23 protein-coding genes are annotated in these 23179 nt (G+C 49.3%); 15 read left to right on the top strand and 8 right to left on the bottom strand.

What is annotated here, in order from left to right:
• Positions 1-2: 2 nt before the first annotated feature.
• Genes gspE through C4S60_RS15840 form a run of 10 tightly spaced genes read left to right on the top strand, consistent with a single transcriptional unit; the run spans position 3 to position 8392 of the window.
• The gene (gene gspE / locus C4S60_RS15885; RefSeq protein WP_167390988.1) at positions 3-1496 is read left to right on the top strand and encodes a type II secretion system ATPase GspE; all 1494 of its coding nucleotides are present in this window, start codon (positions 3-5) and stop codon (positions 1494-1496) included.
• Positions 1497-2726 carry a type II secretion system inner membrane protein GspF gene (gene gspF / locus C4S60_RS15880; protein ID WP_103881337.1) on the top strand — a complete coding sequence of 410 codons (1230 nt, stop codon included), beginning with the start codon at positions 1497-1499 and terminating at the stop codon, positions 2724-2726.
• 59 nt (positions 2727-2785) lie between these two features.
• Positions 2786-3229 carry a type II secretion system major pseudopilin GspG gene (gene gspG / locus C4S60_RS15875; RefSeq protein WP_103881336.1) on the top strand — a complete coding sequence of 148 codons (444 nt, stop codon included), beginning with the start codon at positions 2786-2788 and terminating at the stop codon, positions 3227-3229.
• A 50-nt stretch (positions 3230-3279) separates the two neighbouring features.
• A complete protein-coding gene (gene gspH, locus C4S60_RS15870) occupies positions 3280-3885 on the top strand; it encodes a type II secretion system minor pseudopilin GspH (RefSeq protein ID WP_103881335.1) in 606 nt (201 codons plus the stop codon).
• Positions 3869-4225, top strand: a complete 357-nt coding sequence (gene gspI / locus C4S60_RS15865; RefSeq protein ID WP_103881334.1) for a type II secretion system minor pseudopilin GspI — start codon at positions 3869-3871, stop codon at positions 4223-4225. Before gspH ends, gspI begins: the two co-directional genes overlap by 17 nt.
• Entirely contained in the window at positions 4212-4907 is a 696-nt protein-coding gene (gspJ, locus tag C4S60_RS15860; protein WP_103881333.1) for a type II secretion system minor pseudopilin GspJ, read from the top strand. Before gspI ends, gspJ begins: the two co-directional genes overlap by 14 nt.
• Positions 4904-5929: a type II secretion system minor pseudopilin GspK gene (gspK, locus tag C4S60_RS15855; protein ID WP_103881332.1), complete on the top strand. Its 1026-nt coding sequence runs from the start codon at positions 4904-4906 to the stop codon at positions 5927-5929. Before gspJ ends, gspK begins: the two co-directional genes overlap by 4 nt.
• The gene (gspL, locus tag C4S60_RS15850; protein ID WP_103881331.1) at positions 5898-7130 is read left to right on the top strand and encodes a type II secretion system protein GspL; all 1233 of its coding nucleotides are present in this window, start codon (positions 5898-5900) and stop codon (positions 7128-7130) included. The genes gspK and gspL overlap by 32 nt, the downstream gene beginning before the upstream one ends.
• An 8-nt stretch (positions 7131-7138) precedes the next feature.
• On the top strand, positions 7139-7633 hold the full coding sequence (locus tag C4S60_RS15845; RefSeq protein ID WP_103881330.1) for a type II secretion system protein M: 495 nt from the start codon (positions 7139-7141) through the stop codon (positions 7631-7633).
• Positions 7634-8392 carry a type II secretion system protein N gene (locus tag C4S60_RS15840; protein WP_103881329.1) on the top strand — a complete coding sequence of 253 codons (759 nt, stop codon included), beginning with the start codon at positions 7634-7636 and terminating at the stop codon, positions 8390-8392.
• 30 nt (positions 8393-8422) lie between these two features.
• Here C4S60_RS15840 and cysQ read toward each other — a convergent pair whose 3' ends face one another.
• The 4 genes from cysQ to C4S60_RS15820 all read right to left on the bottom strand — a co-directional run bounded on the left by cysQ (position 8423) and on the right by C4S60_RS15820 (position 11308).
• Positions 8423-9250: a 3'(2'),5'-bisphosphate nucleotidase CysQ gene (gene cysQ / locus C4S60_RS15835; protein ID WP_103881328.1), complete on the bottom strand. Its 828-nt coding sequence runs from the start codon at positions 9248-9250 to the stop codon at positions 8423-8425.
• A gap of 1 nt (position 9251) precedes the next feature.
• Complete coding sequence (gene nudE / locus C4S60_RS15830; RefSeq protein WP_103881327.1) at positions 9252-9809, bottom strand: ADP compounds hydrolase NudE; 558 nt, start codon at positions 9807-9809, stop codon at positions 9252-9254.
• A gap of 218 nt (positions 9810-10027) precedes the next feature.
• Complete coding sequence (gene nfuA, locus C4S60_RS15825) at positions 10028-10654, bottom strand: Fe-S biogenesis protein NfuA (RefSeq protein ID WP_425275140.1); 627 nt, start codon at positions 10652-10654, stop codon at positions 10028-10030.
• Positions 10655-10720: 66 nt separating this feature from the next.
• The gene (locus C4S60_RS15820) at positions 10721-11308 is read right to left on the bottom strand and encodes a ComF family protein (RefSeq protein ID WP_103881326.1); all 588 of its coding nucleotides are present in this window, start codon (positions 11306-11308) and stop codon (positions 10721-10723) included.
• A gap of 187 nt (positions 11309-11495) precedes the next feature.
• Between C4S60_RS15820 and bioH the strand changes: the two genes are divergently transcribed.
• Positions 11496-12266 (top strand): pimeloyl-ACP methyl ester esterase BioH, encoded by a 771-nt coding sequence (gene bioH, locus C4S60_RS15815; RefSeq protein WP_167390987.1) that lies wholly within the window; start codon positions 11496-11498, stop codon positions 12264-12266.
• A 154-nt stretch (positions 12267-12420) separates the two neighbouring features.
• A complete protein-coding gene (locus C4S60_RS15810; RefSeq protein ID WP_103881325.1) occupies positions 12421-12870 on the top strand; it encodes an ATP-dependent Lon protease in 450 nt (149 codons plus the stop codon).
• Between the two features lie 48 nt (positions 12871-12918).
• On the opposite strand, the gene C4S60_RS15805 is transcribed toward C4S60_RS15810, so the two are convergent.
• Positions 12919-15240, bottom strand: coding sequence for a Tex family protein (locus C4S60_RS15805; protein WP_103881324.1), 2322 nt, complete (start codon positions 15238-15240; stop codon positions 12919-12921).
• Between the two features lie 272 nt (positions 15241-15512).
• On the opposite strand from C4S60_RS15805, the gene C4S60_RS15800 reads away from it, so the two are divergent.
• Positions 15513-17393: a putative ATP-dependent zinc protease gene (locus tag C4S60_RS15800; RefSeq protein ID WP_103881323.1), complete on the top strand. Its 1881-nt coding sequence runs from the start codon at positions 15513-15515 to the stop codon at positions 17391-17393.
• Between the two features lie 62 nt (positions 17394-17455).
• Here the strand turns inward: C4S60_RS15800 and C4S60_RS15795 are convergent, their stop codons facing one another.
• Positions 17456-18565, bottom strand: coding sequence for a CNNM domain-containing protein (locus C4S60_RS15795; protein ID WP_103881322.1), 1110 nt, complete (start codon positions 18563-18565; stop codon positions 17456-17458).
• Between the two features lie 320 nt (positions 18566-18885).
• On the opposite strand from C4S60_RS15795, the gene hupA reads away from it, so the two are divergent.
• On the top strand, positions 18886-19158 hold the full coding sequence (hupA, locus tag C4S60_RS15790; RefSeq protein ID WP_006073404.1) for a nucleoid-associated protein HU-alpha: 273 nt from the start codon (positions 18886-18888) through the stop codon (positions 19156-19158).
• 203 nt (positions 19159-19361) lie between these two features.
• A complete protein-coding gene (locus tag C4S60_RS15785; protein WP_103881321.1) occupies positions 19362-20054 on the top strand; it encodes a DUF1481 domain-containing protein in 693 nt (230 codons plus the stop codon).
• Positions 20055-20094: 40 nt separating this feature from the next.
• On the opposite strand, the gene purD is transcribed toward C4S60_RS15785, so the two are convergent.
• Positions 20095-21384 (bottom strand): phosphoribosylamine--glycine ligase, encoded by a 1290-nt coding sequence (purD, locus tag C4S60_RS15780; protein ID WP_103881320.1) that lies wholly within the window; start codon positions 21382-21384, stop codon positions 20095-20097.
• An 85-nt stretch (positions 21385-21469) separates the two neighbouring features.
• The gene (purH, locus tag C4S60_RS15775; RefSeq protein ID WP_103881319.1) at positions 21470-23062 is read right to left on the bottom strand and encodes a bifunctional phosphoribosylaminoimidazolecarboxamide formyltransferase/IMP cyclohydrolase; all 1593 of its coding nucleotides are present in this window, start codon (positions 23060-23062) and stop codon (positions 21470-21472) included.
• Positions 23063-23179: the final 117 nt, after the last annotated feature.

Genomic DNA, 23179 nt, shown 5'->3' with positions numbered 1-23179 from the left:
TCATGGAAAATATGGAACATCGCCCTTTGGTGAGTCGATTGCCCTTCAGTTTTGCCAATCGTTTTAAAGTGGTGTTTGAGCCCCATGATGAGGGCTCGGTGCTTTATTATGTTGAGCCACTGGCGTTAAATGCGCTGCAGGAAGTGAAGCGGGTTGTTCGTCAGCCCTTTTCATTGCAAGCGCTGGCTTCTGAGGAATTTGATACCAAGCTGACACAGGCATATCAACGAGATTCTTCGGAAGCACGTCAGTTGATGGAAGATATTGGCGCAGACAGTGATGACTTTTTCTCTCTGGCAGAAGAGCTGCCACAAGATGAGGACTTACTGGAATCGGATGACGATGCCCCAATAATCAAGTTGATCAACGCCATGCTAGGTGAAGCGATCAAAGAAGGGGCCTCGGATATTCATATTGAAACGTTCGAGAAAGTTCTCTCCATTCGCTTTCGTATCGATGGCGTTCTGCGTGACGTACTCGCACCGAGCCGTAAACTGGCTCCCTTGCTAGTTTCTCGTGTTAAGGTCATGGCGAAACTCGACATTGCGGAGAAGCGCGTGCCTCAGGACGGACGTATTTCATTACGTATTGGTGGACGGGCCGTTGATGTGCGTGTCTCAACGATGCCATCCTCGCATGGCGAGCGAGTCGTGATGCGTTTGTTGGATAAAAACGCGACCCGACTCGATTTGCACAGTCTGGGAATGACGGACGTTAACCACGCCAGTTTCCGCCATCTGATCCAACGGCCTCATGGCATTATTCTGGTGACCGGTCCAACCGGTTCAGGTAAGTCCACTACTCTGTACGCAGGGCTGCAGGAAATTAACAGTAATGAACGCAATATTCTGACCGTGGAAGATCCAATCGAATTTGACATCGATGGTATCGGGCAGACTCAGGTTAATCCTAAAGTTGATATGACGTTTGCGAGAGGTTTGCGTGCCATACTGCGTCAGGACCCAGATGTGGTGATGGTCGGTGAGATCCGCGATCTTGAAACGGCGCAGATTGCGGTGCAGGCTTCGTTGACTGGCCACCTGGTGATGTCGACTCTGCATACCAACACAGCAGTCGGGGCGATCACCCGAATGCGGGACATGGGCATTGAGCCGTTCTTGATTTCTTCTTCGCTACTGGGTGTGTTGGCACAGCGCCTGGTGCGTACTTTGTGTAATAACTGTAAGGCACCCTATCAGGCCAACAGTGCGACCAAGCAGTTGTTTGATGTCGATGAGCACCAGGAACTGGTGTTGTATAAAGCGGTAGGCTGTGAAAAGTGCAATCACAAAGGCTATCGCGGGCGTACTGGTATTCATGAGTTGCTGATGGTGGATGATACAGTTCAAACCCTGATTCATGATGAAGCTGGCGAGCAGGCGATTGAGAGAGCTATCCGTTCACACACACCAAGTATTCGAGATGACGGATTCCACAAAGTCAAAAGTGGTGTGACGTCGCTAGAAGAAGTCATGCGGGTAACCAAGGAAGCGTAAGTGGCGGCGTTTGAATACAAAGCACTGAATGCCAAAGGCAAACAGGTAAAAGGGTTAGTGGAAGGCGACAATGCACGTCAGGCTCGTCAGCGCTTGAAAGAGCAGGGCATGATCCCCGTCGATATTGTTGAAGCCAGAGGTAAAGCGACCCAACGTAGTAATGGTACTGTGGCCAGGCCCGGGTTTAAGCGAGGCATCAGTACGCCAGATTTGGCTCTGATCACCCGTCAACTGTCAACGTTGGTGCAGTCCGGCATGCCGCTGGAAGAGTGTTTAAAGGCCGTTTCTGAACAGTCAGAGAAGCCACGTATTCGCACTATGCTGGCAGCGATACGTTCTAAGGTCACCGAAGGTTATACCTTGTCAGACAGTCTGGCGGAATACCCACATATTTTTGATGAACTGTTCCGTGCCATGGTAGCCGCAGGGGAGAAGTCGGGGCATCTCGATTCCATTCTTGAACGTCTGGCTGATTATGCCGAAAACCGTCAGAAGTTACGCTCCAAACTGCAACAAGCGATGATCTACCCAGTAGTGCTGGTGGTGTTTGCCGTGGCAATTGTGGCGTTCCTATTGGCGGCGGTAGTCCCCAAAATCGTCGGTCAATTTGTACAAATGGGTCAGGAACTACCGAAATCGACGCAGTTTTTGTTGTCCTCCAGCGACTTCATTCAACAATGGGGACTTATCCTGCTGGGGCTGTTTCTGATGATGATGTACCTCTTTAAGGCGGCGTTGAGAAAGCCGGCGATACGGATGAGCTGGGACACGAAAGTGCTGAATATGCCCCTGATAGGCAAAATTGCCCGAGGCTTGAATACCTCACGCTTTGCCAGAACACTCGCCATTTGTACTTCCAGTGCCATTCCCATTCTTGAAGGGATGAAGGTGTCTGTGGATGTCATGACTAACCATTTTGCTAAGAAGCAGGTTTCCAACGCAGCCGACAATGTTCGAGAAGGTGCAAGTCTGAGAAAGGCACTCGAGCAGACCAAACTATTTCCACCAATGATGTTGCATATGATTGCCAGTGGCGAGCAAAGTGGAGAGCTTGAGAATATGCTGACCCGTGCAGCGGATAATCAGGACCAGAACTTTGAGTCCACGATCAATATCGCCCTGGGTATCTTCACGCCAGCACTGATCGCCATCATGGCTGGGTTGGTGCTGTTTATTGTGATGGCTACCTTAATGCCTATTTTGGAAATGAACAATTTGATGTCTGGTTAGTCGAACCAGATAACGAAATCTAATCCCTCTGTTGAGAGGCGTTTTCTTTGGAGTAATAAATGAGAAAGACAAACAGAAAGCAGGCTGGCTTCACCTTACTAGAAGTAATGGTGGTTGTCGTTATTTTAGGTATTCTGGCGAGCTTTGTGGTTCCTAATCTATTGGGTAACAAAGAAAAGGCAGACCAGCAGAAAGCCATTACCGATATAGTGGCGTTGGAGAATGCGCTGGATATGTATAAGCTGGATAACAGTGTTTACCCAACGACCGATCAGGGCCTGGAAGCATTGGTGGCAAAACCAAGTAATCCAGAGCCACGAAACTACCGTGATGGTGGTTATATTCGTCGTTTGCCGAACGACCCTTGGGGTAATGACTATCAATACCTGAGCCCAGGTGATAAAGGTACCATCGATATCTTTACCTTGGGTGCGGATGGTCAAGAAGGCGGTGAAGGTGCAGCGGCGGACATTGGTAACTGGAATCTTCAGGATTTTCAGTAGGAATTGATGAGTAGGGCGAAACGCGCCCTACCTTTTTGTAACGGTAGTAGATGTTAGCGATATCTCGTACACGGCCCCAGGGCTTTACATTGCTTGAGATTATGCTGGTACTGGTGTTGCTCTCAGTCAGTGCCGTTGCTGTGATATCAACCTTACCACAGCGCCAGGATGATCAGTTAAAACAGGATGCTCAGCGCCTATACCAAAGACTTCAGCTGTTTAACGAAGAAGCCATGTTAGCCGGCAAGGACTTTGGTATACGTGTTGATGAAGATAAGAAACAGTATGTGTTTCTGGAATTGAAACCGGACGGATGGCAGCTGGCAGAACTCAACGGCATCCCGGGACAAACACAGATGCCTGATGGACTGGCGATTAAGTTGGATTTGAGTACTGGCGTCTGGGAAGACGATGATCGTCTGTTTGAGCCTGGCTCGCTATTTGATGATGATATGTTCGCGGATGTGGAAAAAAAGAACAAGCCCGAGAAGCCTCCTCAGGTGTTTATTCTTTCTAGCGGAGAAATAACGTCGGGTGTGTTTGTCATTGAACCGATAAATCGTGCAATGAAAGCACAGTCCTGGTATGTGGAAGTTAAGGAGAATGGGCAGGTAATAGTGATGGATGACAAGGATTGGAATGAAAAACGTCGCTAAAGGAATGACCTTGCTGGAAGTTCTGATTGCTTTAGCTATTTTTGCGACGGCGGCCATTTCGATCATTCGCTCTGTGAGTCAGCATATCAATACCTTAGGTTATCTGGAAGAAAAAGCGTTTGCCGCAATGGTGGTCGATAACCAGATTGCCAAGGTCATGTTGGATACCTCAACACTAAAGGCCAGTAAAGGTACGGAAAAGCTGGCTGATCGCGAATGGTTCTGGAGTGTGACCCCAATTAAAACGTCTGACAATCTGCTCAAAGCGTTTGACGTCAGCGTAGCCAAAGACAAAAAAGCCAGTCCGATCGTGACGGTGAGGAGCTATGTTGACAGGTAGCCGCTCGAGAGGATTTACCCTAATTGAAGTTCTGGTGGCCATAGCCATTTTTGCCAGCTTGAGTGTGGCGGCTTATCAGGTCGTCAATCAGGTACAGCGAAGTAATGAGCTTTCGCAGGCGAAAAGTGCTCGATTGCAAGAAATCCAGCGCGGCTTTGTATATCTGGACAGCGATTTTCGTCAAATGGCTTTGAGACAGTTTCGTCATGAAGGTGAAGCGTCACTACCTCAATTGATTCTGTGGCAGCAGAACCTACTGGAGTCGGAAACCAAAGGATTGTTGTTCACGCGTCTTGGTTGGTTGAATCCTCAGAATCAGTTCCCACGAGGGGAAGTGGCAAAAATCGGCTATCGTTTAAAACAAGGTCATCTGGAGCGGTTATGGTGGCGTTATCCAGATACAGCGGTGGGTGAGGTACCGGTCGTGTTGCCGATTCTGTCCGGGGTCGATGACTTTAACATGCGTTTTTATAATGGTGAATCCTGGGTCAGTGAATGGCAGACCGAACTGGCTTTACCGCAGGCGGTAGAAATCAAGCTGCAATTGGAAGATTACGGAGAGATCTCGCGTATTTACCTGACTCCGGGCGGCTCGTTGAACGCGACATCTCGTGGAGGGTCGGGCAACAGTCAGGGCGGTAGCGGGAATCAAGGTGATAACAATCAAGGTGGCAACTCATGAAGAGAGTGATGCCAAATGCCCAAAAAGGGGTTGCACTGATTGTTATTCTGTTGCTTTTAGCCATCATGGTATCGATAGCGGCTACCATGTCTGAACGTCTGTTCAGCCAGTTCACGCGAGCTTCGAATCAAGTAAATTACCAACAGGCATATTGGTATGCGGTTGGCGTTGAGGCGCTGGCGGCGGTTGCCATTAAAGAGAGCTACAAAGATAACAAGGACAGCATTAACCTGAATCAGCCATGGGCACTGGAAGAGCGAACTTACCCTCTGGATTACGGTGAGGCCACTGGATACATTCGGGATATGCAGTCATGTTTTAATGTCAATGCGCTGTCCACCGTTGCTCCAAATGACAACAGTGCGACTAAACCCTTTCTGGTTCGTTTTTTTCAACGATTGCTGGAAGAAAGTGACGTTGACAACTATCAGGCGGAACAGATTGCTGACTCGACCTGGGAGTTCGTGAATGAAGAGACCAGTGTTCGTTCAGTCTCTGGTGTCGGAGACAGCTACTATGAGTCATTATCTCCAGCATATTTGGCAGCTAATGGATTGATTGCGGACAGCACAGAGCTGCGAGCGATCAATCAAATGACGGGAGAAGCAATGATGGCGATCGAACCGGTAGTTTGTGCCTTGCCGACCTCGAGCTGGCAACTGAACGTGAATACCATTGCCGAAGAGCAGGCAGCCTTGTTGTCGGCATTATTTGCGCCCAATTTGTCGATTGACAATGCCAGACAGATGATCGAAAACCGGCCTTTTGATGGTTGGTCAGGAGTGGATAAGTTTCTGGCTGAATCACAAATGGGCGGTGTGGATGAGAGAACCCGGCAACAGGCTGCGTCTTATCTCACAGTAGACAGCGTGTATTTCGAATTAGATACGCAAATCGTCGTCGATGAATCTAGACTACGATTAAGATCCTTATTTTTTAGCCAAGACAGGCAAGACGTGACAGTCGTCCGTCGTCGTTTCGGAGGGTTTCGTGAGCGAGTTTCTAACCGTTCGCCTGAATAGTCAGCCAGGAAGTCCAGTTCACTGGGCCGTTTGGTCGACTAACCAACAGGAAGTGATAGCGAGTGGTGAGCTGGAAGGCTTAGCGCAGCTGGATAAGATCAAAGAATACAGTCAACAGCGGGTTACTTTGTTGATGTTGTGCGCACAGGATGTACATTTTGCACGAGTGTCGATCCCTGCGGGCGGTGCTCGTCAATTTGAAACCATGCTGCCATTTTTGGTAGAGGATGATATTGCGCAGGATGTCGAGGAACTGCACTTTACCATTCTCAATAAACAGGGTGGTTCAGCCTCTATCTGTGCGATTGACAAGCGTTACCTGAGCAGTGTGCTTAGTGCATTCTCAGAGCAGGGTATTGAGGTGAAAAAAGTGGTGCCTGACGTACTGGCATTACCTCACTCTGAACAGGTTACCGCATTGGAAATAGATGGACAGTGGCTATTCCGAACGGATGCCTGGAGCGGCATGACAGTGGATGATAACTGGTTGTCGTCGGTTATTCAGTCGGACTACTTGATGTCTCAATCTGATGACGCGGCCACAGATGTGGTGGTGAGCAGTTACTCACAGGTACCTAGCGATATCATTGAACACTCAGAGCATTTGACTTGGCAGACGCTACCTGTAGAGCCTCCGATGGCGCTGTTGTCTCAAGGGGTGGTAGGCAGCCATGTGACCTTGTTAAGTGGAGAATTTAAGCCAAAAGCCTCGTACCTGAAATATTGGAAAGTCTGGCAAAAAGTGGCGATTGCCAGCGCGATTCTGATTGTGGCGCTGATCGCAGAGCAAGTGGTGCTCGTCAACCAATATGAAGCGCAAGCCAGTGCCTACCGTGCCGAGAGTGAACGTATATTCAGAGCGGTATTCCCGGATAAAAAACGGATTCCCACAGTCAGCTACCTGAAGCGTCAGATGCAGGATGAATTGGGACGTCTTGGAGGGGGAGATATAACCAGCGCTTCGGTACTTGAATGGTTGTCGAAACTGCCTGATACGGTTGGGCAGGTTAATGGCATGCAGGTAGAAAGTTTTACATTTGATGGCAATCGAAACGAAGTACGCATGAACGTGACCAGTAAGGACTTTGCCAGTTTTGAAGCGGCCAAAACCAAACTGGAGACGCAGTTTGATGTTTCACAAGGACCTCTGAATCGTAACGGTGAGGTGGTGATGGGTAACTTTGTGTTGAAAAAGAAATAGGGTCACATATGAAGGGATTATTACTTAACGCACAAAGTTGGTGGCTTAGTATCAGTCAGAGAGAGCAGCGTCTGGTGGTTGCCTGCTCATTGGTGATGATTGTCGGCATTATTTACTGGGGAATACTGGCTCCGTTTGCTCAGCGTACTGAGTTGGCACAACAGCGAATTCAATCGGAGCGACAATTGCTTTCATGGGTGAGAGAGCAGGCAGATGAGATTGTACTCAAGCGACAGGCTGGGGGCGTTAAGGTCTCGAATTTACCGCTGAATCAGACCATCACTTCCTCAACCAGCCGGTTTAATATCGAGCTGATTCGAATGCAGCCCCGAAACGATCAGCTGCAAGTTTGGATTAAGCCGATCCCGTTTGAGTTTTTCGTCAATTGGCTGTTTTATCTTCAGGATAATCACGGTGTGACGGTTGAAATCATGGATATCGATAAAGCCGACCAAAGTGGTGTTGTTGAAGTCAATCGACTGCAATTCAAAAGGGGAAGCTAAGTGAAACGAGTGACTAAATACGCATTACTGTGCACAGGTGTGTTTACCGCAAGTGCGATTTATCACTTGCCAGCCCGAGTGGCCATCAGTTATTTACCACTGCCGATAGGACTTTCTGTCGATGGCGCGCAAGGTACGCTCTGGCAGGGAAGCGCTCAGGATGTACGTTTTCAGCGTTATCAACTTGGGGAGCTCACGTGGAGTTTTTCCTGGGCGAGCCTACTAACGTTTTCACCAGAATATGCGTTAAGGTTTGGGCGGGGCAGCGCTCTGGGTGTGGCTGGCAAAGGTAATGTCGGTATGAGCTTTTCTGGACCTTATGTGGACAGTTTGCTGGCATCGATACCCGCAGAAACGGCGTTGCAGCTCGCGCCTTTGCCACTACCTGTCAGCGCGGGAGGTCAATTGGAATTAGCCATTAATTCCCTTCAATATCAGGCTCCGTGGTGCTCGGCAGGTAATGGCAGTCTGTCCTGGAACGCCGGTTATGTTGAAACGCCAATGGGCAGTTTGAGGTTTGGTCCAACGATTGTTGATCTGGCATGCAGCGACAGTGTGTTATCGGCAAAAGGCAGTCAAAGTAGTCAGCAGATATCGAGCGAGTTTTCTGGCCAACTGTCACCCAACCGGCAATATCAGTCGACCGCATGGTTTAAGCCAGAAGGCGAGTTTCCCGCGACTATGCGTCAGCAGTTGGGCTGGCTGGGTAACCCAGATAGTCAGGGGCGCTACTCGTTCAATTATCAGGGACGTTTCTAGCGAAATAAAAAGGAGGCAAACGCCTCCTTGTTATTTCTGAATCAGTATCTGGTCCCAAGGCAAACTCTGATCGCCCAGAACGATGAAGTTGGGATTTTCCAGAGTTTCTCGCTGATTGTAGGACAAGGGTTTCAACTCTGTGCTCAGTATTGAGCCGCCTGCTTCTTCGACGATGCATTGAGTGGCAGCGGTATCCCACTCTCCCGTAGGTCCCAGGCGCAAGTAACAGTCTACGGCTCCTTCAGCAACCAGGCACGCTTTTAGCGCTGCGGAGCCCAGAGGTACCAAATCATAGTTCCAGGCTGTGCTCATTCTCTCGGTGATTCGGTTGATGTTTTGGCGGCGACTGATAGCTATGGCGATAGATTGATTGGGCTTTTCATGCGTCAGGACTTTGATACGCAGACTTTCATCCAGATCAGGAATCTTCCACGCCCCTTTGTTTTCATAAGCGTAATAGGTTACGCCAGACACGGGCGCATAGACGACCCCCATGATTGGTTTATGATTGCGAACCAGTGCGATGATCGTTGCGAAGTCGCCACTGCGAGCTATGAACTCTTGTGTGCCATCGAGCGGGTCTACAAGCCAGTATTCGCTCCACTGTGAACGTTGCGCTAAGCTGATATCCGCGGCTTCTTCCGAAAGAACCGGAATATCGGGCGTCAATTGTGACAATTTTTCGCAGATCAGTTTGTGTGCCGCCAGATCCGCAGATGTTACAGGGGTGGCATCATCCTTGGTAAACGACTCATATTGCTTATTTTCGTATATGTCGAGGATAACCTGCCCAGCTAACCGAGCGATATTGATCACGTCCGGCAGATGGTGAGATAGATCTTTATTTAATGCAGTCACGTTATAGTCCTAAATCTGACTTGAGTCTTAGCATCAACAGCAGTGCCGTGATGCTGCGCGCCTCGGAAAAATCCAGGTGCGTCAACAGTTCTTCAGCCTGAGCTAGTGGCCACTTCACCACTTCCAAAGGTTCGGGCTCGTCACCCGTCAGTTGCTCAGGGTAGAGATCCTGAACGACAAACAGTGTCATACGACTGGAAAAGTACGAGGGCGCAAGAACCACCTCTTTGAGTGGTGTCAGTGTGTGGGCACCAAAACCGATTTCTTCTTTCAGCTCTCGAACCGCAGCTTGTTCAGGTGATTCTCCGTGGTCAATGAGCCCTTTTGGAAAGCCTAACTCGTAGCGCTCTGTACCCGCAGCAAACTCACGCACCAGCAAAATATCTCCTTGCTCGGTGATGGGAACCATCATCACGGCATTTCGACCGCTAGGTTTCATTCGTTCGTAAGTGCGCTTAGCTCCGTTTGAAAAGACTAAGTCTAACGCCTCAATTTTAAACAGCCTAGATTCCGCAACGGTCTTTTGGGCTAAGATCTCAGGTCCTTTTTTGGACGGCATGGGCTTTCTCCTTAGCGTTGTACCTTTAATACGTTTAAAACGTTGAGCCTGAGGTACAGAAATTATTGTAGTCGTATTACCCAAGTCACCTTCTGGTTACTTGGCTATTAATATATATAGGAATTAGGCCATCGCCAAATAGAACCATAAAAAAACAGAGCGCAAAGGTTTCCCCCGGCGCTCTGTTTTAATCAGACTGTCTGTTAGGGCAAACGGATCTAGTAGTAAGAATGCTCACCACGATCATGTTCGGTCATGTCTCTGACTGCAGTCAGCTCACCAGCAAACTCTTGCAGTAGCTGTTTTTCAATGCCTTCTTTAAGGGTGACATCGACCATCGAGCAGCCATTGCAACCGCCACCAAACTGAACAATGGCAATGCCATCTTCGGTGATTTCCATCAGGCTCACATGGCCACCGTGGCCCGCTAGTTGAGGGTTTACCTGTGTTTGGATTGCATACTCGACACGCTCCATAAGCGGGGCGTCGTCAGCCACTTTACGCATTTTTGCATTCGGCGCTTTCAGAGTGAGTTGAGAACCCATTTTGTCAGTAACAAAGTCAATCTCTGCTTCTTCCAGAAAAGGCAGCGACAGTTCATCGACATATGCAGACAATGCTTCGTATTTAAATTCGGTGTCGTTGGACTCTACCGCCTCTGGTGGACAGTAAGAAACGCCGCACTCTGCATTCTGAGTACCCGGGTTAACGACAAAAACACGGATGTTCGTTCCCTCTGGCTGTTGAGCCAGTAGCTTGGCAAAGTGACTTTGAGCACTTTCTGTAATAGTAATTGGATTTGACACGACGAATACCTGAGTAATGTTGTAGGTTATTGCCACCATTCTACTCTTGTCACGAGTAGATGCCAAAATTATTTGCCTGCAAAGTGCTCAGCTTGAAGAAGCTGTTCACTTTTGTGAGGGTTTTGGCGTGCGGCACAGACAATAAATATCGATTTTTTCTACTCCTACATCAAGCAATAATTCGCTTAGGTGGCAAGCAGTTGCGCCAGTTGTGACGACATCATCAATAATCGCAACGTGATTTATGTCAGGGGCAGTTCGCAGCGAAAAGGCGCGGCGAACATTGTTGAGTCTGGCTTCTCTGCAGAGGTTTTTTTGGGTAGGTGTGTTGCGATGTTTGCGGAAAACTTTGGTATAGGTCCGTTCGACCGGGAGGTATTGCGAGAGCTGGTGTGCCAGCAGCTCGCTGAGATTGAATCCGCGCCATAACTCACGGTGATGTAACATTGGAACGGTAACCAGAGTCCGAGCGGATTGTTCAACTGTCTGGCTTAGCATTTGTGCCAGTGGGGCCAGTAACCAGACACGCTTGTGCTGCTTTATCTGCCTGATAAAACTCGATAATGGATAGCGATAATCACCCAGGCAATATAGCCTTTGCCAAGGCGGTGGGGACAGTAAACAGTGCCCGCAGGTAACGGCGCTGGTGAGCATCTCGAGTCCACAGCGAGCACAGCGCGGTGTAGATTGCATCAACAACGGCTCGCAGTGATGACACCATAAATTGTGTCCCAATGGCTGCTCTATGGGCAGCCCGCAGATATGACAAAGCGATGCAATCACCGGGTTGGACCTCTTGTCTGTGAGTTGATCTTTGCGTATTTCTCTTTAGCATGAAGGAATACGATCCGTGGCAAGTTCCAATTGAGTAGGAGAAAGCGTGAGTTCAGCAGCAAAAATACATTGGCAGCGAGAAGGACAGGGGCCCGATTTGGTTCTGGTCCATGGCTGGGGAATGAATGGCGCAGTCTGGTCACAGTGCATTGGTGAACTGACTCAACACTTCACTGTACACTCCGTGGATCTACCGGGTTACGGATTCAGTCATGAGGTCAAATATCAGTCCCTGGACGAGTTAACGGACCTGTTGCTTGAGGGAGCACCCACACGAGCGATTTGGTTGGGGTGGTCTCTTGGCGGTCTTATCGCTACGCACATCGCCAGTGAATTTCCCGAGCGTGTAGCCCAACTGGTAACGCTGGCCAGTTCCCCTAAATTTTCTGAGGGTGAGCAGTGGCGGGGTATTAAAAAAGAGGTGCTGTCGGCGTTTACGTCGCAACTGACCGACAATTTTAAACTGACCATTGAACGGTTTATGGCGCTACAGGCAATGGGGAGCCCCAGCGCTCGTCAGGACGTGAAGTACCTCAAGCAGGCGGTGCTGTCACGCCCAATGCCTTCGCCACAAGCCTTGATGCTGGGATTGAACTGGCTAGAAAATCTGGACTTGCGAGCTCAGCTCTGTGGACTGTCTATGCCTGTGCATCGCTGGTATGGCCGTCTGGATGGGTTGGTGCCGGTGCGCATTGCCAGACAATTAGACGCGCTGTCTGAACAGCATTTTTCTCATGTGTTTACTGACTCATCCCACGCCCCTTTTATTACGGAGCAAGAAGGGTTTATTGACCGGGTTAAAGCGTTGCTTCTCTGATCTTTGCCGGATTTTTACACAAAACAGGTAAAGAACTGCGGTTTGTTTCCGATACTGTATATACTCAAGTGACCGTTGAGTAAGGTCTATTTCACAAAAAGAGCTAAGTGTTGAGGTATTGGCTGTAATCACTCATGTCAGAGGAGAGTGACGGATGATCGTGTCGCCCAACAGTATCAGTGCCCCCGTGATCGCGCCGTCGGTGAATCCGCAGACGGAACAGGTCGCCCGTGACAATAAAGTGCGTGAACCTGTGGTTGCTCCGGTTGAGCTGGCCAGAACGAATGCGGAAAGGCAGATCAATGAAGATGAAAAGCGCCGTAAGCGCTCGGCCTGGGATCCGGCAGAACATCCGGAGTATGAGACGGAGGAAGTCAACGAACGTCCTAGTGATCCTATCGTGCGTTTGTTCGAACTGCTTGCCCTGACGACCTACAGTGACTCTCAGGGAAGAGGCTATGCGATGCGCTTTCGCCTACCGAAGTGGGTCCTTGAGGAAGCCATCCTGGCCGGAAAGATGGCCCAACGACGCACAGTGATTAAGTATCACTACGGGCATTCAGTGGCCCCCAACACGCCATCCGACATCATTGCGGTGACCTGAGATCGCGCGATAAGAAAAGAGCACCGTTATGGTGCTCTTTGAGTTTGGCTACTTTTTGGCTTTGGCAAACGCTGCTGCAAATGCGCCGCCCATCGCGCTGTTTCCTGATTCTTGGCGTGGCGCACGTTGACGTGGTGCTCCCCTTGAATCTCGCTGCCCCGATTTGTTGCCTCGAGCTGCTCGGTTGTCCTGACCCGGCTCGTCATTGAGACGCATGGAAAGACCAATTCGCTTGCGTGCGGCATCCACTTCCATGACTTTGACCTTAACTATGTCTCCCGCTTTAACGACTTCACGTGGATCTGCGACAAATTTGTCGGTAAGAGCGGAAATGTGGACCAGTCCATCCTGATGCACGCCAATATCGACAAAGGCGCCAAAATTGGCGACGTTGGAGACCACACCTTCCAAGATCATTCCAGGCTCGAGGTCAGTAATTTTATTGACCCCTTCGGCGAACGTCGCCGTTTTGAATTCAGGGCGTGGGTCGCGTCCGGGCTTGTCCAATTCTCGAATGATGTCGCTCACCGTCGGTAAACCGAAAGTGTCATCGGTATAGTCGATGGCGCTAACGGTTTTCAGGAAGCTGCTGTCACCAATGATAGACTTCAGTGGGCGTCCAGTTTTTTCGGCGATATTTTTTACCACAGGATACGCTTCCGGGTGAACGGCAGAGGCATCAAGAGGGTTTTTGCCATTCATGATGCGCAGGAAGCCAGCACACTGTTCAAAGGCTTTAGGGCCAAGGCGTGCCACTTTTTTTAGTGTGGTGCGGGCTTCGAAGCGACCGTTTTCATCACGGTAGTCAACAATATTTTGCGCCAGTGTTGAAGACAAACCGGCCACACGGGTAAGCAGCGCAGCGGAAGCAGTATTCACGTCGACACCCACCGCGTTTACGCAGTCTTCTACTACGGCATCAAGACGTTTAGCGAGCATGGTTTGGCTAACATCGTGCTGATACTGACCCACGCCAATCGATTTAGGATCGATTTTCACCAGTTCGGCCAGCGGGTCTTGCAAACGTCGGGCGATGGACACCGCACCGCGCAGAGAAACATCCATATTGGGAAATTCCTTTGCGGCCAGCTCTGATGCCGAATACACCGAGGCTCCCGCTTCACTGACAATGATTTTCTGCACTTTTAAGTTGCCACGCTTGATCACATCGGCAGTAAAACTGTCGGTTTCACGTGATGCGGTGCCGTTACCGATGGCAATGAGATCGACGTTAAACTGACGAACCAATTGCTCGATGATTTGAGCGGATTTGTCGTATTGTTTCTGAGGAGGGTGTGGGTAGATAGTCTCGGTCGCCAACACTTTGCCGGTTGGATCGACGATAGCGACTTTACAGCCGGTGCGCAATCCGGGATCGAGGCCCAGTGTAGCTTTTGGTCCCGCTGGCGCTGCCATTAAGAGATCTTTCAGATTCGTAGCAAACACAGTAATAGCATCGACTTCAGAGCGCTCTTTTAGTGCGCCCATTAGCTCGGTTTCCATGTGCATAGAGACTTTAATGCGCCATGCCCAACTGATCACCTGTTTACGCCAAGCGTCGGCGGGGGCCTGGCTGAGGTGGATACCATAGTGTTCGGCGATCAGTGTTTCACAGTAGGACTCACGAGCATTTTCTTCGTTGGCAGGATCGGCGTTGACCGATAACTGCAGGTAGCCTTCGTTGCGGCCACGCAGCATGGCAAGCGCGCGGTGAGATGGTACCTTACTCATTGGCTCATCATGTTCAAAATAGTCTTTGAACTTCTCACCTTCTTGTTCTTTACCTGTTACGACACGTGAGCGCAGCTCGGCATGGCGATTAAGATGCAGACGCACTTTTTCTAGTAAATCGGCATCTTCAGCAATGCGCTCCATGATGATCGCACGCGCGCCATCCAGAGCGGCTTTGCTGTCGGCAATGCCTTTTTCACTGTCGATGTAACCAGATGCAGCATTTTCTGGCTCGTGGCTTGGGTCAGTCCACAGCAAATCGGCTAATGGCTCAAGGCCTGCCTCGATGGCAATTTGGCCTTTAGTGCGACGTTTTGGCTTGTAAGGTAGGTAAAGATCTTCAAGGCGGGTTTTGTTGTCAGCGGCCTCAATGTCTGCACGCAGTTCGTCACTGAGCTTACCCTGTTCATGGATGGATTTCAGAATCGTCTGACGTCGGTCGTCCAGTTCGCGTAAATAACTTAAGCGTGAATCCAGAGTGCGCAGTTGGGTATCATCCAACCCTCCCGTTACTTCTTTTCTATAGCGAGCGATAAAGGGTACGGTGTTGCCGTCATCAATCAGCGTGACAGCAGCTTCAACTTGCTTAGTGCTGACGTTCAGCTCTTTAGCAATCAGTTGACAGATAGCTTGGCTCATCCGTGTATTCTCTTGTTGTGGTTAGGGAAAGGAGTGCCTTTCCTTTGATATCTATAGGATATAAGGGCATGAGCGGGCTTTTGCAATTGTTCGGTGATTTTTCTCTGTCACTCACGCGTGAACCTTCTCTGTATTTTGCTAATTTATTGATAATCGCGTGGATATTCCGTTAATTTTCTGTAAAGCTAAAAATGGTCGGCAATGAATTGCGGTGACCATTGTCTTAAGGCAAACAGGTATAACTAGTCGGTCAGTGAATGGACGTATTAAAAATGAAAAGAACAGCAACGAAGTTGGCGTTAATACTCGCCGCGATGACCTGTGGGTGGGCTCAGGCAGCTCCCGATCTGTCTACAACGCAGTCACCGGTTCTGTCTATTGAAGACAAACTGGTGTTAGGGCGTTTGGAAAGTGTTTATTATCAGGATATTGATGCGCTTCAAGGCATACCGTTTGTTGGGAAAATTGATACAGGTGCGGACACCACATCAATGCATGCCGAGGACGTCAAAGTCACCAGCAGTAATCCAAAGTATCAAAGTTTGAGTAATGAGCAGCTACTGAAGACCATAGTCGATGAATACGGCGGCTCTGCCAGCGACTGGTGGCTGGAAGAATTTGATAACGAAGAACGTAACTTTCAGGGCAAAGTCAGCTTCACGTTGCGCCACCCCTACACCGGGGAGAAAGTCGCAATGGAGCGCCCGTTGACGCGAACCAGTGTGATTCGTAGCCGTACCAGTTCCACCCCTATCTACCGTCCCGTAGTGACATTGCCTTTGACCATTGCCGGAAAAACAGTGGAAACCGAAGTCAACTTAACCGATCGCAGCGGTTTTAGTGCCCCGATCCTTATCGGCAAAACGTTTCTCGCCAATCACGCCTGGGTAATGGCGGGATATGATTATCTTCAGGAGCAACGAGATGCTCAGGTAATTGGTCGCCGTGAAGCGGGTGATGTGGATGGTGTACCGGTTGATGTTAGCTTGTCGCTGAAAAGCAATTACAGCATTCTGAGTGCACAGAATATTGAAATCAAAGACAATAGAGTCAGTTTTGATCTGGTCGGTAAAGACGAGAGTAAAAAGCGACTGACCTATCCGTTAGTCAAACAGCTGTCCATCGGCGGCAACGAGTATCCGGTCATCTATGTGCCATTCAACGGTGGCAAAGGTTTCCAACAAACGATTCAGGTTTATCTTAAAGACCGCTCAAAATACAGCACGCAACTTCGACTTGGTCTCGACACACTGAGTAAAAATTTTGTGGTTGATACAGGAGCGAAAGGTAAGCTGGATAGGAAACAGAGTTTCGCTGCGCGCATGAAAGACAAGCCTTTGTTGGTGTCTCCGGTCGAAAACCTGATCCTTGATGGGCACAAGCTAGATGCCACGCCTTCTTTCTCAGTAAGCACCCCTCTGCTTAAAGTGGCCAGTTTTGAAATGATCGAAGCCAAAGGGCGCGATAAGGTCGAGTACTACCTGTCGAATGATCAAGGGAATCTGGAAAAGGTGCGCAAGACCATCTTGAGGAAAATTAAGGTGGGAGATACGGTTCGTCCGGTAGTTGACGGTGAATTCATTGTGGGTGGCGAGGAGTTTACGGTGGAGTTCGCTCTGGAGGCGCTGGATAGTGATGAAGGAGAAACACCCTATTTCATCATAGGTAAGAAGGCGACGAAAGCCGGAGTATTGGTTAATACCCGTAGTGAGAACCTGTTGGATGCCTATCCAATCTTCACCGCCGGTCACATTGAAAACGCCACGGTTGAAGGTTTGCAGTTCCCGGTGAAGTTGGATACGGGAGCGGATGTGAGTTCGATGAATGCGGTGAACATCAAACAGTTTGAGAAAGATGGCAAGAAGATGGTGACGTTCACCTATGCTAACGATATGGGTATGAAGCAGGAGTTTACCCGTGAAGTGGTGGATGTCATGCGTATTAAAGCCAAAGCAGGGGAGAAGGCCAATGTCCGCCCTGTGGTTGAAATGCGTGTCAAGTTGGGCCAGGTAGAAAAGAACATCCGGGTCAACTTACAGGATCGCTCACGTTTTCATTACAGTATGATTTTAGGCAAGAACTTCCTCAAATATGGCGTGCTTGTGAGCAGCGATGAAAACTTCCTGCTGGGCAACGAAATTGGCAGTCACTGACATGATTTGAAGTGGTGAATCTACCAAGTTAAAAGGCAGCGTTGTAACGCTGCCTTTTGTTTTTATGACTCTTTTTTATTGATGTCTTCGCCAGAGCCTTGTTCCGGCTCATTGGCATCGTCTTCATCTGAGCCGTCAATCATGCTGTGCTTTTCTTTCCAGTGCTCCCAGCGTTGGTAGGCGAGCTGCTGCATGTCGGTGGTCTTGTCGGCTTCGTCAACAATCTCTTGACCTAGCAGGTGCTCGAAGATGTCTTCCAGAGTAATGATGCCCTGAATGGTACCGTATTCATCGACGATCATGGCAATCTGCAGACGAGCTGCCATCATTTGTTCAAATGCTTTTGGAAGCATGATGGTGTTAAACAGCACCTGAATCGGTCGCATTACCGAGCCAAGCTGTTTGTCACCACACCCTTGTTGCTGAAGCTTAAACAGCTCGAGACGATGAACAAAGCCAAGAATGTTGTCTTTTTGCTGGCTATAAATCAGCGGACGCGAAAACGGTGTTTCTTTGTGCTGTTGCAAAAATTCGTTAATCGTCATTTCAGCCGGAACACGGAATACCACAGGTCGAGGGGTCATGACCTGTGTGACCGGAATATCCTGAATATTGAGGATATTGTTCAGAATATTGGATTCACCTTCCGCAAACTCGCCACTTTCTTTGGCGAGCATTGCCATGGCAGAAAGTTCATCGCGCATTTTCGGTGCTTCATGACCACGGGCCAGACGTTTGGTGATTTGCTCTGAGAACCAAACAAAAGGCGTCAGAGCCCAGACCATCCAACGAAGTGTGGTCGCCGCTACCGGAGCCAGTTGACGCCAGTATGTGGCTCCAATGGTTTTCGGTACGATTTCCGACAAGACCAGAATGCCTAACGTCAGCACAGCAGAGAACACACCTAACCACTGGCTGCCAAAGACTTTAGCTGCTTGCGCCCCTGCGCTGGCAGCACCAATGGTGTGAGCGATGGTATTCAATGTCAGGATGGAGGCAAGAGGACGATCGAGTTCTGCTTTTAGTTTCGACAGCTTGTCAGCAGCAGGGTGTCCCTTTTGTCTCAACTGCGCCAGATAACTCGGCGTGATACTGAGAAGCACCGCTTCTAGTACTGAACAGATGAAGGAGACGCCGATAGCGACTGTAATATAAACCGTTAAAAGAAACATTCATTTCCTAATAAGTGCACACATCAACCTAACTTTGCTGCGAAATGAGCCTGTGCATTGTTGGTGAGTGCTTAAAAAAAAGGTCGCCTCACAACCGATTTATCAGGCTTATCGCTAGTGTGGCAGTGCATTTATGGGACTTTATGAGTCAAATTACAAGGCTTGCAAGTCAATCTGCACATATTAAATTGTGAGTTAATGCTCATAAAACGGTTAAATCTACGTCATAAGCAATAAAGATCGGCGACAAACCTTTGCCAGATGGGGGCTTTATGATTTAGAGTGGGCTTTAACTCGATAACATGAAGAAGGGAAACCTAATGAACAAGACCCAATTAATCGACTTTATCGCTGAAAAAGCTGACCTATCTAAAGCACAAGCTAAAGCAGCGCTAGAAGCGACGCTTTCAGGCGTATCTGAAGCGCTAACTGAAGGTGACCAAGTTCAACTAATTGGTTTTGGTACGTTCAAAGTAAACCACCGTGCAGCTCGCACTGGTCGTAACCCAAAGACTGGTGAAGAGATCCAAATCGCTGCAGCGAATGTTCCAGCATTCGTAGCTGGTAAAGCGCTAAAAGACGCAGTTAAATAATCTCGACGGCACCGATGGTTACATCGGTGCTGTTTTCTTTCTCAGTGGTTGATCGATAAACGTGTTAGTGCTGCTAGCGCGATTACCCATCAATCTCTCTCCCCTCCGAATTGAAGTGAACGCCTGAACATTCGCGCTGTCTTACAGTGAGGAGAAGGTGTGTTGTTTGCCTACGCTGCTTTTATTTGAGGTTTAAGACATCCATGAAAAAAACGCTGTTGCTCTCACTTATCGCCGCCACGGTCGTCGGGTGTTCCTCTTCCCCTTCACCCAGTCTGAATCAGTTTTCAGAGTATACGGGTGGCCAGACGCTTGGCGATGCGACGAGTTTGTATTGGTATACAGAACGACTAACTCAGCCATACAGTGCCGCAGATTACGTCAATATGAATGATTATGGCTGGTACCAGTCCAATTATCGTTGGACGGGTGATACGCTGCGAGAGTTTGTGCGAGAAGGAGAGCAAAACGACCTTGAATCCGGTTCGGTGAAATATCGCATTCACGTTCGGTTTAATAAGGATGGTGAGGCGATCTATCAGCAATATCGCCGCAATGGTAAGGTGCTGCCTATCCGGCGCGCTCAGCTGGAAAACTATCAGCGTGAGGCAGGGCTGCTGGCTGAACGGGTGAAAGAGCAGGACAATGATGGTCTTGAGCTGATTCAGGGACACTGGGATGGCGAAACTCTGGAAACCTGCAATGGCATTGAGTTCAGTAAGATCAAGTTTGAGCAGAGTTTGCCGGACTTTGTAGTGCAGCGTCTGGCCGAAGTAGAAAGTTATGTGGCTTTTCTTGGTAGTACCCGCCTGACGGGCGCCAGAGTCGAGCAATTGCTGATGTTGGCTGATGGGTCCAGTGATTGTATTAAACGGCCACAATTGATTACCCAATAAAAAAGGCGCTCCACGGAGCGCCTTTTTTCTTTGTCTGGGGTTACTCACCCTGCTCGCGTGCAATGGCGCGATAGCCAATGTCGTTGCGGTGGAACATACCGTCCCAGCTGATTTTCTTAGTTAGCCCATAAGCACGTGCTTGCGCTTCAGAAACCGTATTGCCAAGTGCTGTTGCACAAAGGACGCGGCCGCCATTAGTGACCACATCGCCGTCTTTATCAGTTGTGCCTGCGTGGAACACTTTCTCACCTTCAACGTCAGTCGTTGGTAGGCCTGAAATCACGTCACCCTTATTGTAAGATGCTGGGTAGCCGCCTGCCGCCAGAACGATACCGATAGAGGCACGTGGATCCCATTTAGATTCTACCTGGTCTAGCTTCTTGTCGATGGCTGCTTGGCACAGCTCAACCATGTCAGATTGCATACGCATCATGATAGGTTGGGTCTCAGGGTCACCAAAACGACAGTTATACTCGATAACCTTTGGTGTACCGTCTTTATCGATCATCAGACCCGCGTATAGGAAACCTGTGTATGGGTTACCTTCTGAAGCCATACCGCGAACCGTTGGATAGATAACTTCTTCCATGATGCGGTTATGGATTTCTTGCGTCACCACTGGAGCTGGCGAGTAAGCACCCATGCCACCCGTGTTGGGACCTGTGTCTTTATCGCCGACACGTTTGTGGTCTTGACTGGTTGCCATTGGCAGAACGTTTTCACCGTCAACCATCACGATGAAGCTGGCTTCTTCACCATCCAGAAACTCTTCGATCACCACGCGGCTGCCTGCTTCACCAAATGCGTTGCCTGCCAGCATGTCTTTGATGGCGTCTTCCGCCTCTTCAAGCGTCATCGCAACGATCACGCCTTTACCAGCAGCAAGACCGTCAGCCTTAACAACGATTGGTGCGCCTTGCTCACGAACGTAAGCCAGTGCAGGTTCAATTTCGGTGAAGTTAGCGTAAGCGCCAGTTGGAATCGCGTGACGAGCTAGGAAGTCTTTGGTGAACGCTTTTGAACCTTCTAGCTGAGCGGCAGCTTGAGTAGGACCAAAGATCGCTAGACCGGCTTCTTGGAACGCATCAACCACACCAATCACAAGTGGTGCTTCAGGACCAACAATGGTTAGCTCGATGTTTTTATCTTGTGCAAACGCAACCAGACCTTGAATGTCTTCAACGTCAATCGCTACGTTTTCTAGCTTAGGCTCAAGCGCAGTGCCTGCGTTGCCTGGTGCGACGAAAACCGTTTCAACATTTGGATTCTGAGCCACTTTCCAACCCAGAGCGTGCTCACGACCACCAGCACCGATTACTAGAATATTCATAATTAATCCTTTCTAAAGTTTGGATTACTCTAAGCAGTTGGTGTTGCAGCGCTAATGCGGCTACAGCACCAAATGCGACGAGTAATTAGTGACGGAAGTGGCGCATGCCTGTGAAGATCATCGCCATGCCATGCTCGTCAGCGGCTGCGATAACTTCGTCATCACGCATAGAGCCACCTGGTTGGATAACGCACTTGATGCCAGCTTCTGCTGCAGCGTCAATGCCATCACGGAATGGGAAGAACGCATCGGATGCCATTACACAGTCTTCAACCTGCAGACCTTCGTCAGCCGCTTTGATGCCAGCAATTTTTGCAGAGTACACGCGGCTCATTTGGCCAGCGCCCACACCGATAGTCATGTCGCCTTTTGAGTAAACGATCGCGTTTGACTTAACATACTTAGCCACTTTCCAGCAGAATAGCGCATCTTTCAGCTCTTCTTCGGTAGGTTGACGTTTAGAAACCACTTTAAGGTCATCTAGCGATACCATGCCTTGGTCGCGGTCTTGAACCAGAAGACCACCGTTAACGCGTTTAACGTCAAAACCAGTTGTCTTAGTTGTCCACTCACCACACTCTAGTAGGCGAACGTTTTTCTTAGCCGCAACCACTTCTACTGCTTCAGCTGAAACAGAAGGAGCGATAATCACTTCAACAAACTGACGCTCAACAATCGCTTTCGCTGTTTCTGCATCGAGCTCTTGGTTGAAGGCGATGATGCCGCCAAACGCTGATGTTGGGTCAGTTTTGTATGCGCGGTCATACGCTTCAAGAATGTCTTTACCTAGCGCAACACCACATGGGTTAGCGTGCTTAACGATAACGCAAGCTGGCTCATCAAACTCTTTCACACACTCAAGTGCTGCGTCAGTGTCCGCAATGTTGTTGTAAGACAGCGCTTTACCTTGAATTTGGTGAGCAGTCGAAACAGATGCTTCTTCTGGATTTGCTTCTACGTAGAATGCTGCATCTTGGTGGCTGTTCTCACCGTAGCGCATGTCTTGTTTCTTCACGAACTGCTGGTTAAACGTGCGTGGGAATTTAGACTCTTCATCACCCTCTTTGTTCTCACCGTAAGATGGAACCATAGTGCCGAAGTAGTTAGCGATCATGCCATCGTAAGATGCCGTGTGCTCAAACGCGGCGATAGCTAGGTCGAAACGTGTCTCTAGAGTTAGAGATTTGTCGTTTGCGTCCATTTCAGCAATAACGCGGTCGTAGTCGTGTGCGTTAACAACGATAGTCACGTCTTTGTGGTTTTTCGCTGCAGAGCGCACCATAGTTGGACCACCGATATCGATGTTTTCCACGGCGTCTTCTAGTGTGCAGCCTTCTTTTGCTACGGTTGCAGCGAATGGGTATAGGTTTACCACCACCATATCGATTGGGTTGATGCCGTGAGTTGCCATCACCTCGTCGTCTTGACCGCGACGACCCAGTACGCCACCGTGTACTTTTGGATGTAGCGTCTTAACACGACCATCCATCATCTCTGGGAAGCCAGTGTAGTCAGATACTTCAGTTACTGCGATGCCTTGCTCAGCCAAAAGGCGAGCAGTTCCACCAGTAGAAAGGATATCAACACCGCGTTGTGCTAGTGCTTGTGCGAATTCAACGATACCAGTTTTGTCAGATACGCTGATTAAAGCGCGGCGAATTGGACGAGCGTTACTCATGCTTCTGTTTCCTCAAAGTCACAGATTGTGTTGCTGTGTACAGGACAAACGATTGGCTTGGCCTGCGGATTTAAAGATAGTTGCCAAACAGGACGAGGTCTTTCATGATTGAGGTGA

The sequence above is a fragment of the Vibrio hangzhouensis genome (genome assembly GCF_900107935.1).
Taxonomy (GTDB): Bacteria; Pseudomonadota; Gammaproteobacteria; order Enterobacterales; family Vibrionaceae; genus Vibrio; species Vibrio hangzhouensis.
Note: the sequence above shows the minus strand (reverse complement) of the source record. Positions and strands in the feature narration are given on the sequence as shown.

What these genes read in the sequence shown, in the direction of transcription:
- gspE (WP_167390988.1), top strand. Translation starts at nt 3, where the DNA reads ATGGAAAATATGGAACATCGCCCTTTGGTGAGTCGATTGCCCTTCAGT.
- gspG (WP_103881336.1), top strand. Translation starts at nt 2,786, where the DNA reads ATGAGAAAGACAAACAGAAAGCAGGCTGGCTTCACCTTACTAGAAGTA.
- gspH (WP_103881335.1), top strand. Translation starts at nt 3,280, where the DNA reads ATGTTAGCGATATCTCGTACACGGCCCCAGGGCTTTACATTGCTTGAG.
- gspI (WP_103881334.1), top strand. Translation starts at nt 3,869, where the DNA reads ATGAAAAACGTCGCTAAAGGAATGACCTTGCTGGAAGTTCTGATTGCT.
- gspJ (WP_103881333.1), top strand. Translation starts at nt 4,212, where the DNA reads ATGTTGACAGGTAGCCGCTCGAGAGGATTTACCCTAATTGAAGTTCTG.
- gspK (WP_103881332.1), top strand. Translation starts at nt 4,904, where the DNA reads ATGAAGAGAGTGATGCCAAATGCCCAAAAAGGGGTTGCACTGATTGTT.
- C4S60_RS15845 (WP_103881330.1), top strand. Translation starts at nt 7,139, where the DNA reads ATGAAGGGATTATTACTTAACGCACAAAGTTGGTGGCTTAGTATCAGT.
- nudE (WP_103881327.1), bottom strand. Translation starts at nt 9,809, where the DNA reads ATGCCGTCCAAAAAAGGACCTGAGATCTTAGCCCAAAAGACCGTTGCG.
- nfuA (WP_425275140.1), bottom strand. Translation starts at nt 10,654, where the DNA reads ATGGTGGCAATAACCTACAACATTACTCAGGTATTCGTCGTGTCAAAT.
- C4S60_RS15820 (WP_103881326.1), bottom strand. Translation starts at nt 11,308, where the DNA reads ATGCAATCTACACCGCGCTGTGCTCGCTGTGGACTCGAGATGCTCACC.
- C4S60_RS15810 (WP_103881325.1), top strand. Translation starts at nt 12,421, where the DNA reads ATGATCGTGTCGCCCAACAGTATCAGTGCCCCCGTGATCGCGCCGTCG.
- C4S60_RS15805 (WP_103881324.1), bottom strand. Translation starts at nt 15,240, where the DNA reads ATGAGCCAAGCTATCTGTCAACTGATTGCTAAAGAGCTGAACGTCAGC.
- C4S60_RS15800 (WP_103881323.1), top strand. Translation starts at nt 15,513, where the DNA reads ATGAAAAGAACAGCAACGAAGTTGGCGTTAATACTCGCCGCGATGACC.
- C4S60_RS15795 (WP_103881322.1), bottom strand. Translation starts at nt 18,565, where the DNA reads ATGTTTCTTTTAACGGTTTATATTACAGTCGCTATCGGCGTCTCCTTC.
- hupA (WP_006073404.1), top strand. Translation starts at nt 18,886, where the DNA reads ATGAACAAGACCCAATTAATCGACTTTATCGCTGAAAAAGCTGACCTA.
- C4S60_RS15785 (WP_103881321.1), top strand. Translation starts at nt 19,362, where the DNA reads ATGAAAAAAACGCTGTTGCTCTCACTTATCGCCGCCACGGTCGTCGGG.
- purD (WP_103881320.1), bottom strand. Translation starts at nt 21,384, where the DNA reads ATGAATATTCTAGTAATCGGTGCTGGTGGTCGTGAGCACGCTCTGGGT.
- purH (WP_103881319.1), bottom strand. Translation starts at nt 23,062, where the DNA reads ATGAGTAACGCTCGTCCAATTCGCCGCGCTTTAATCAGCGTATCTGAC.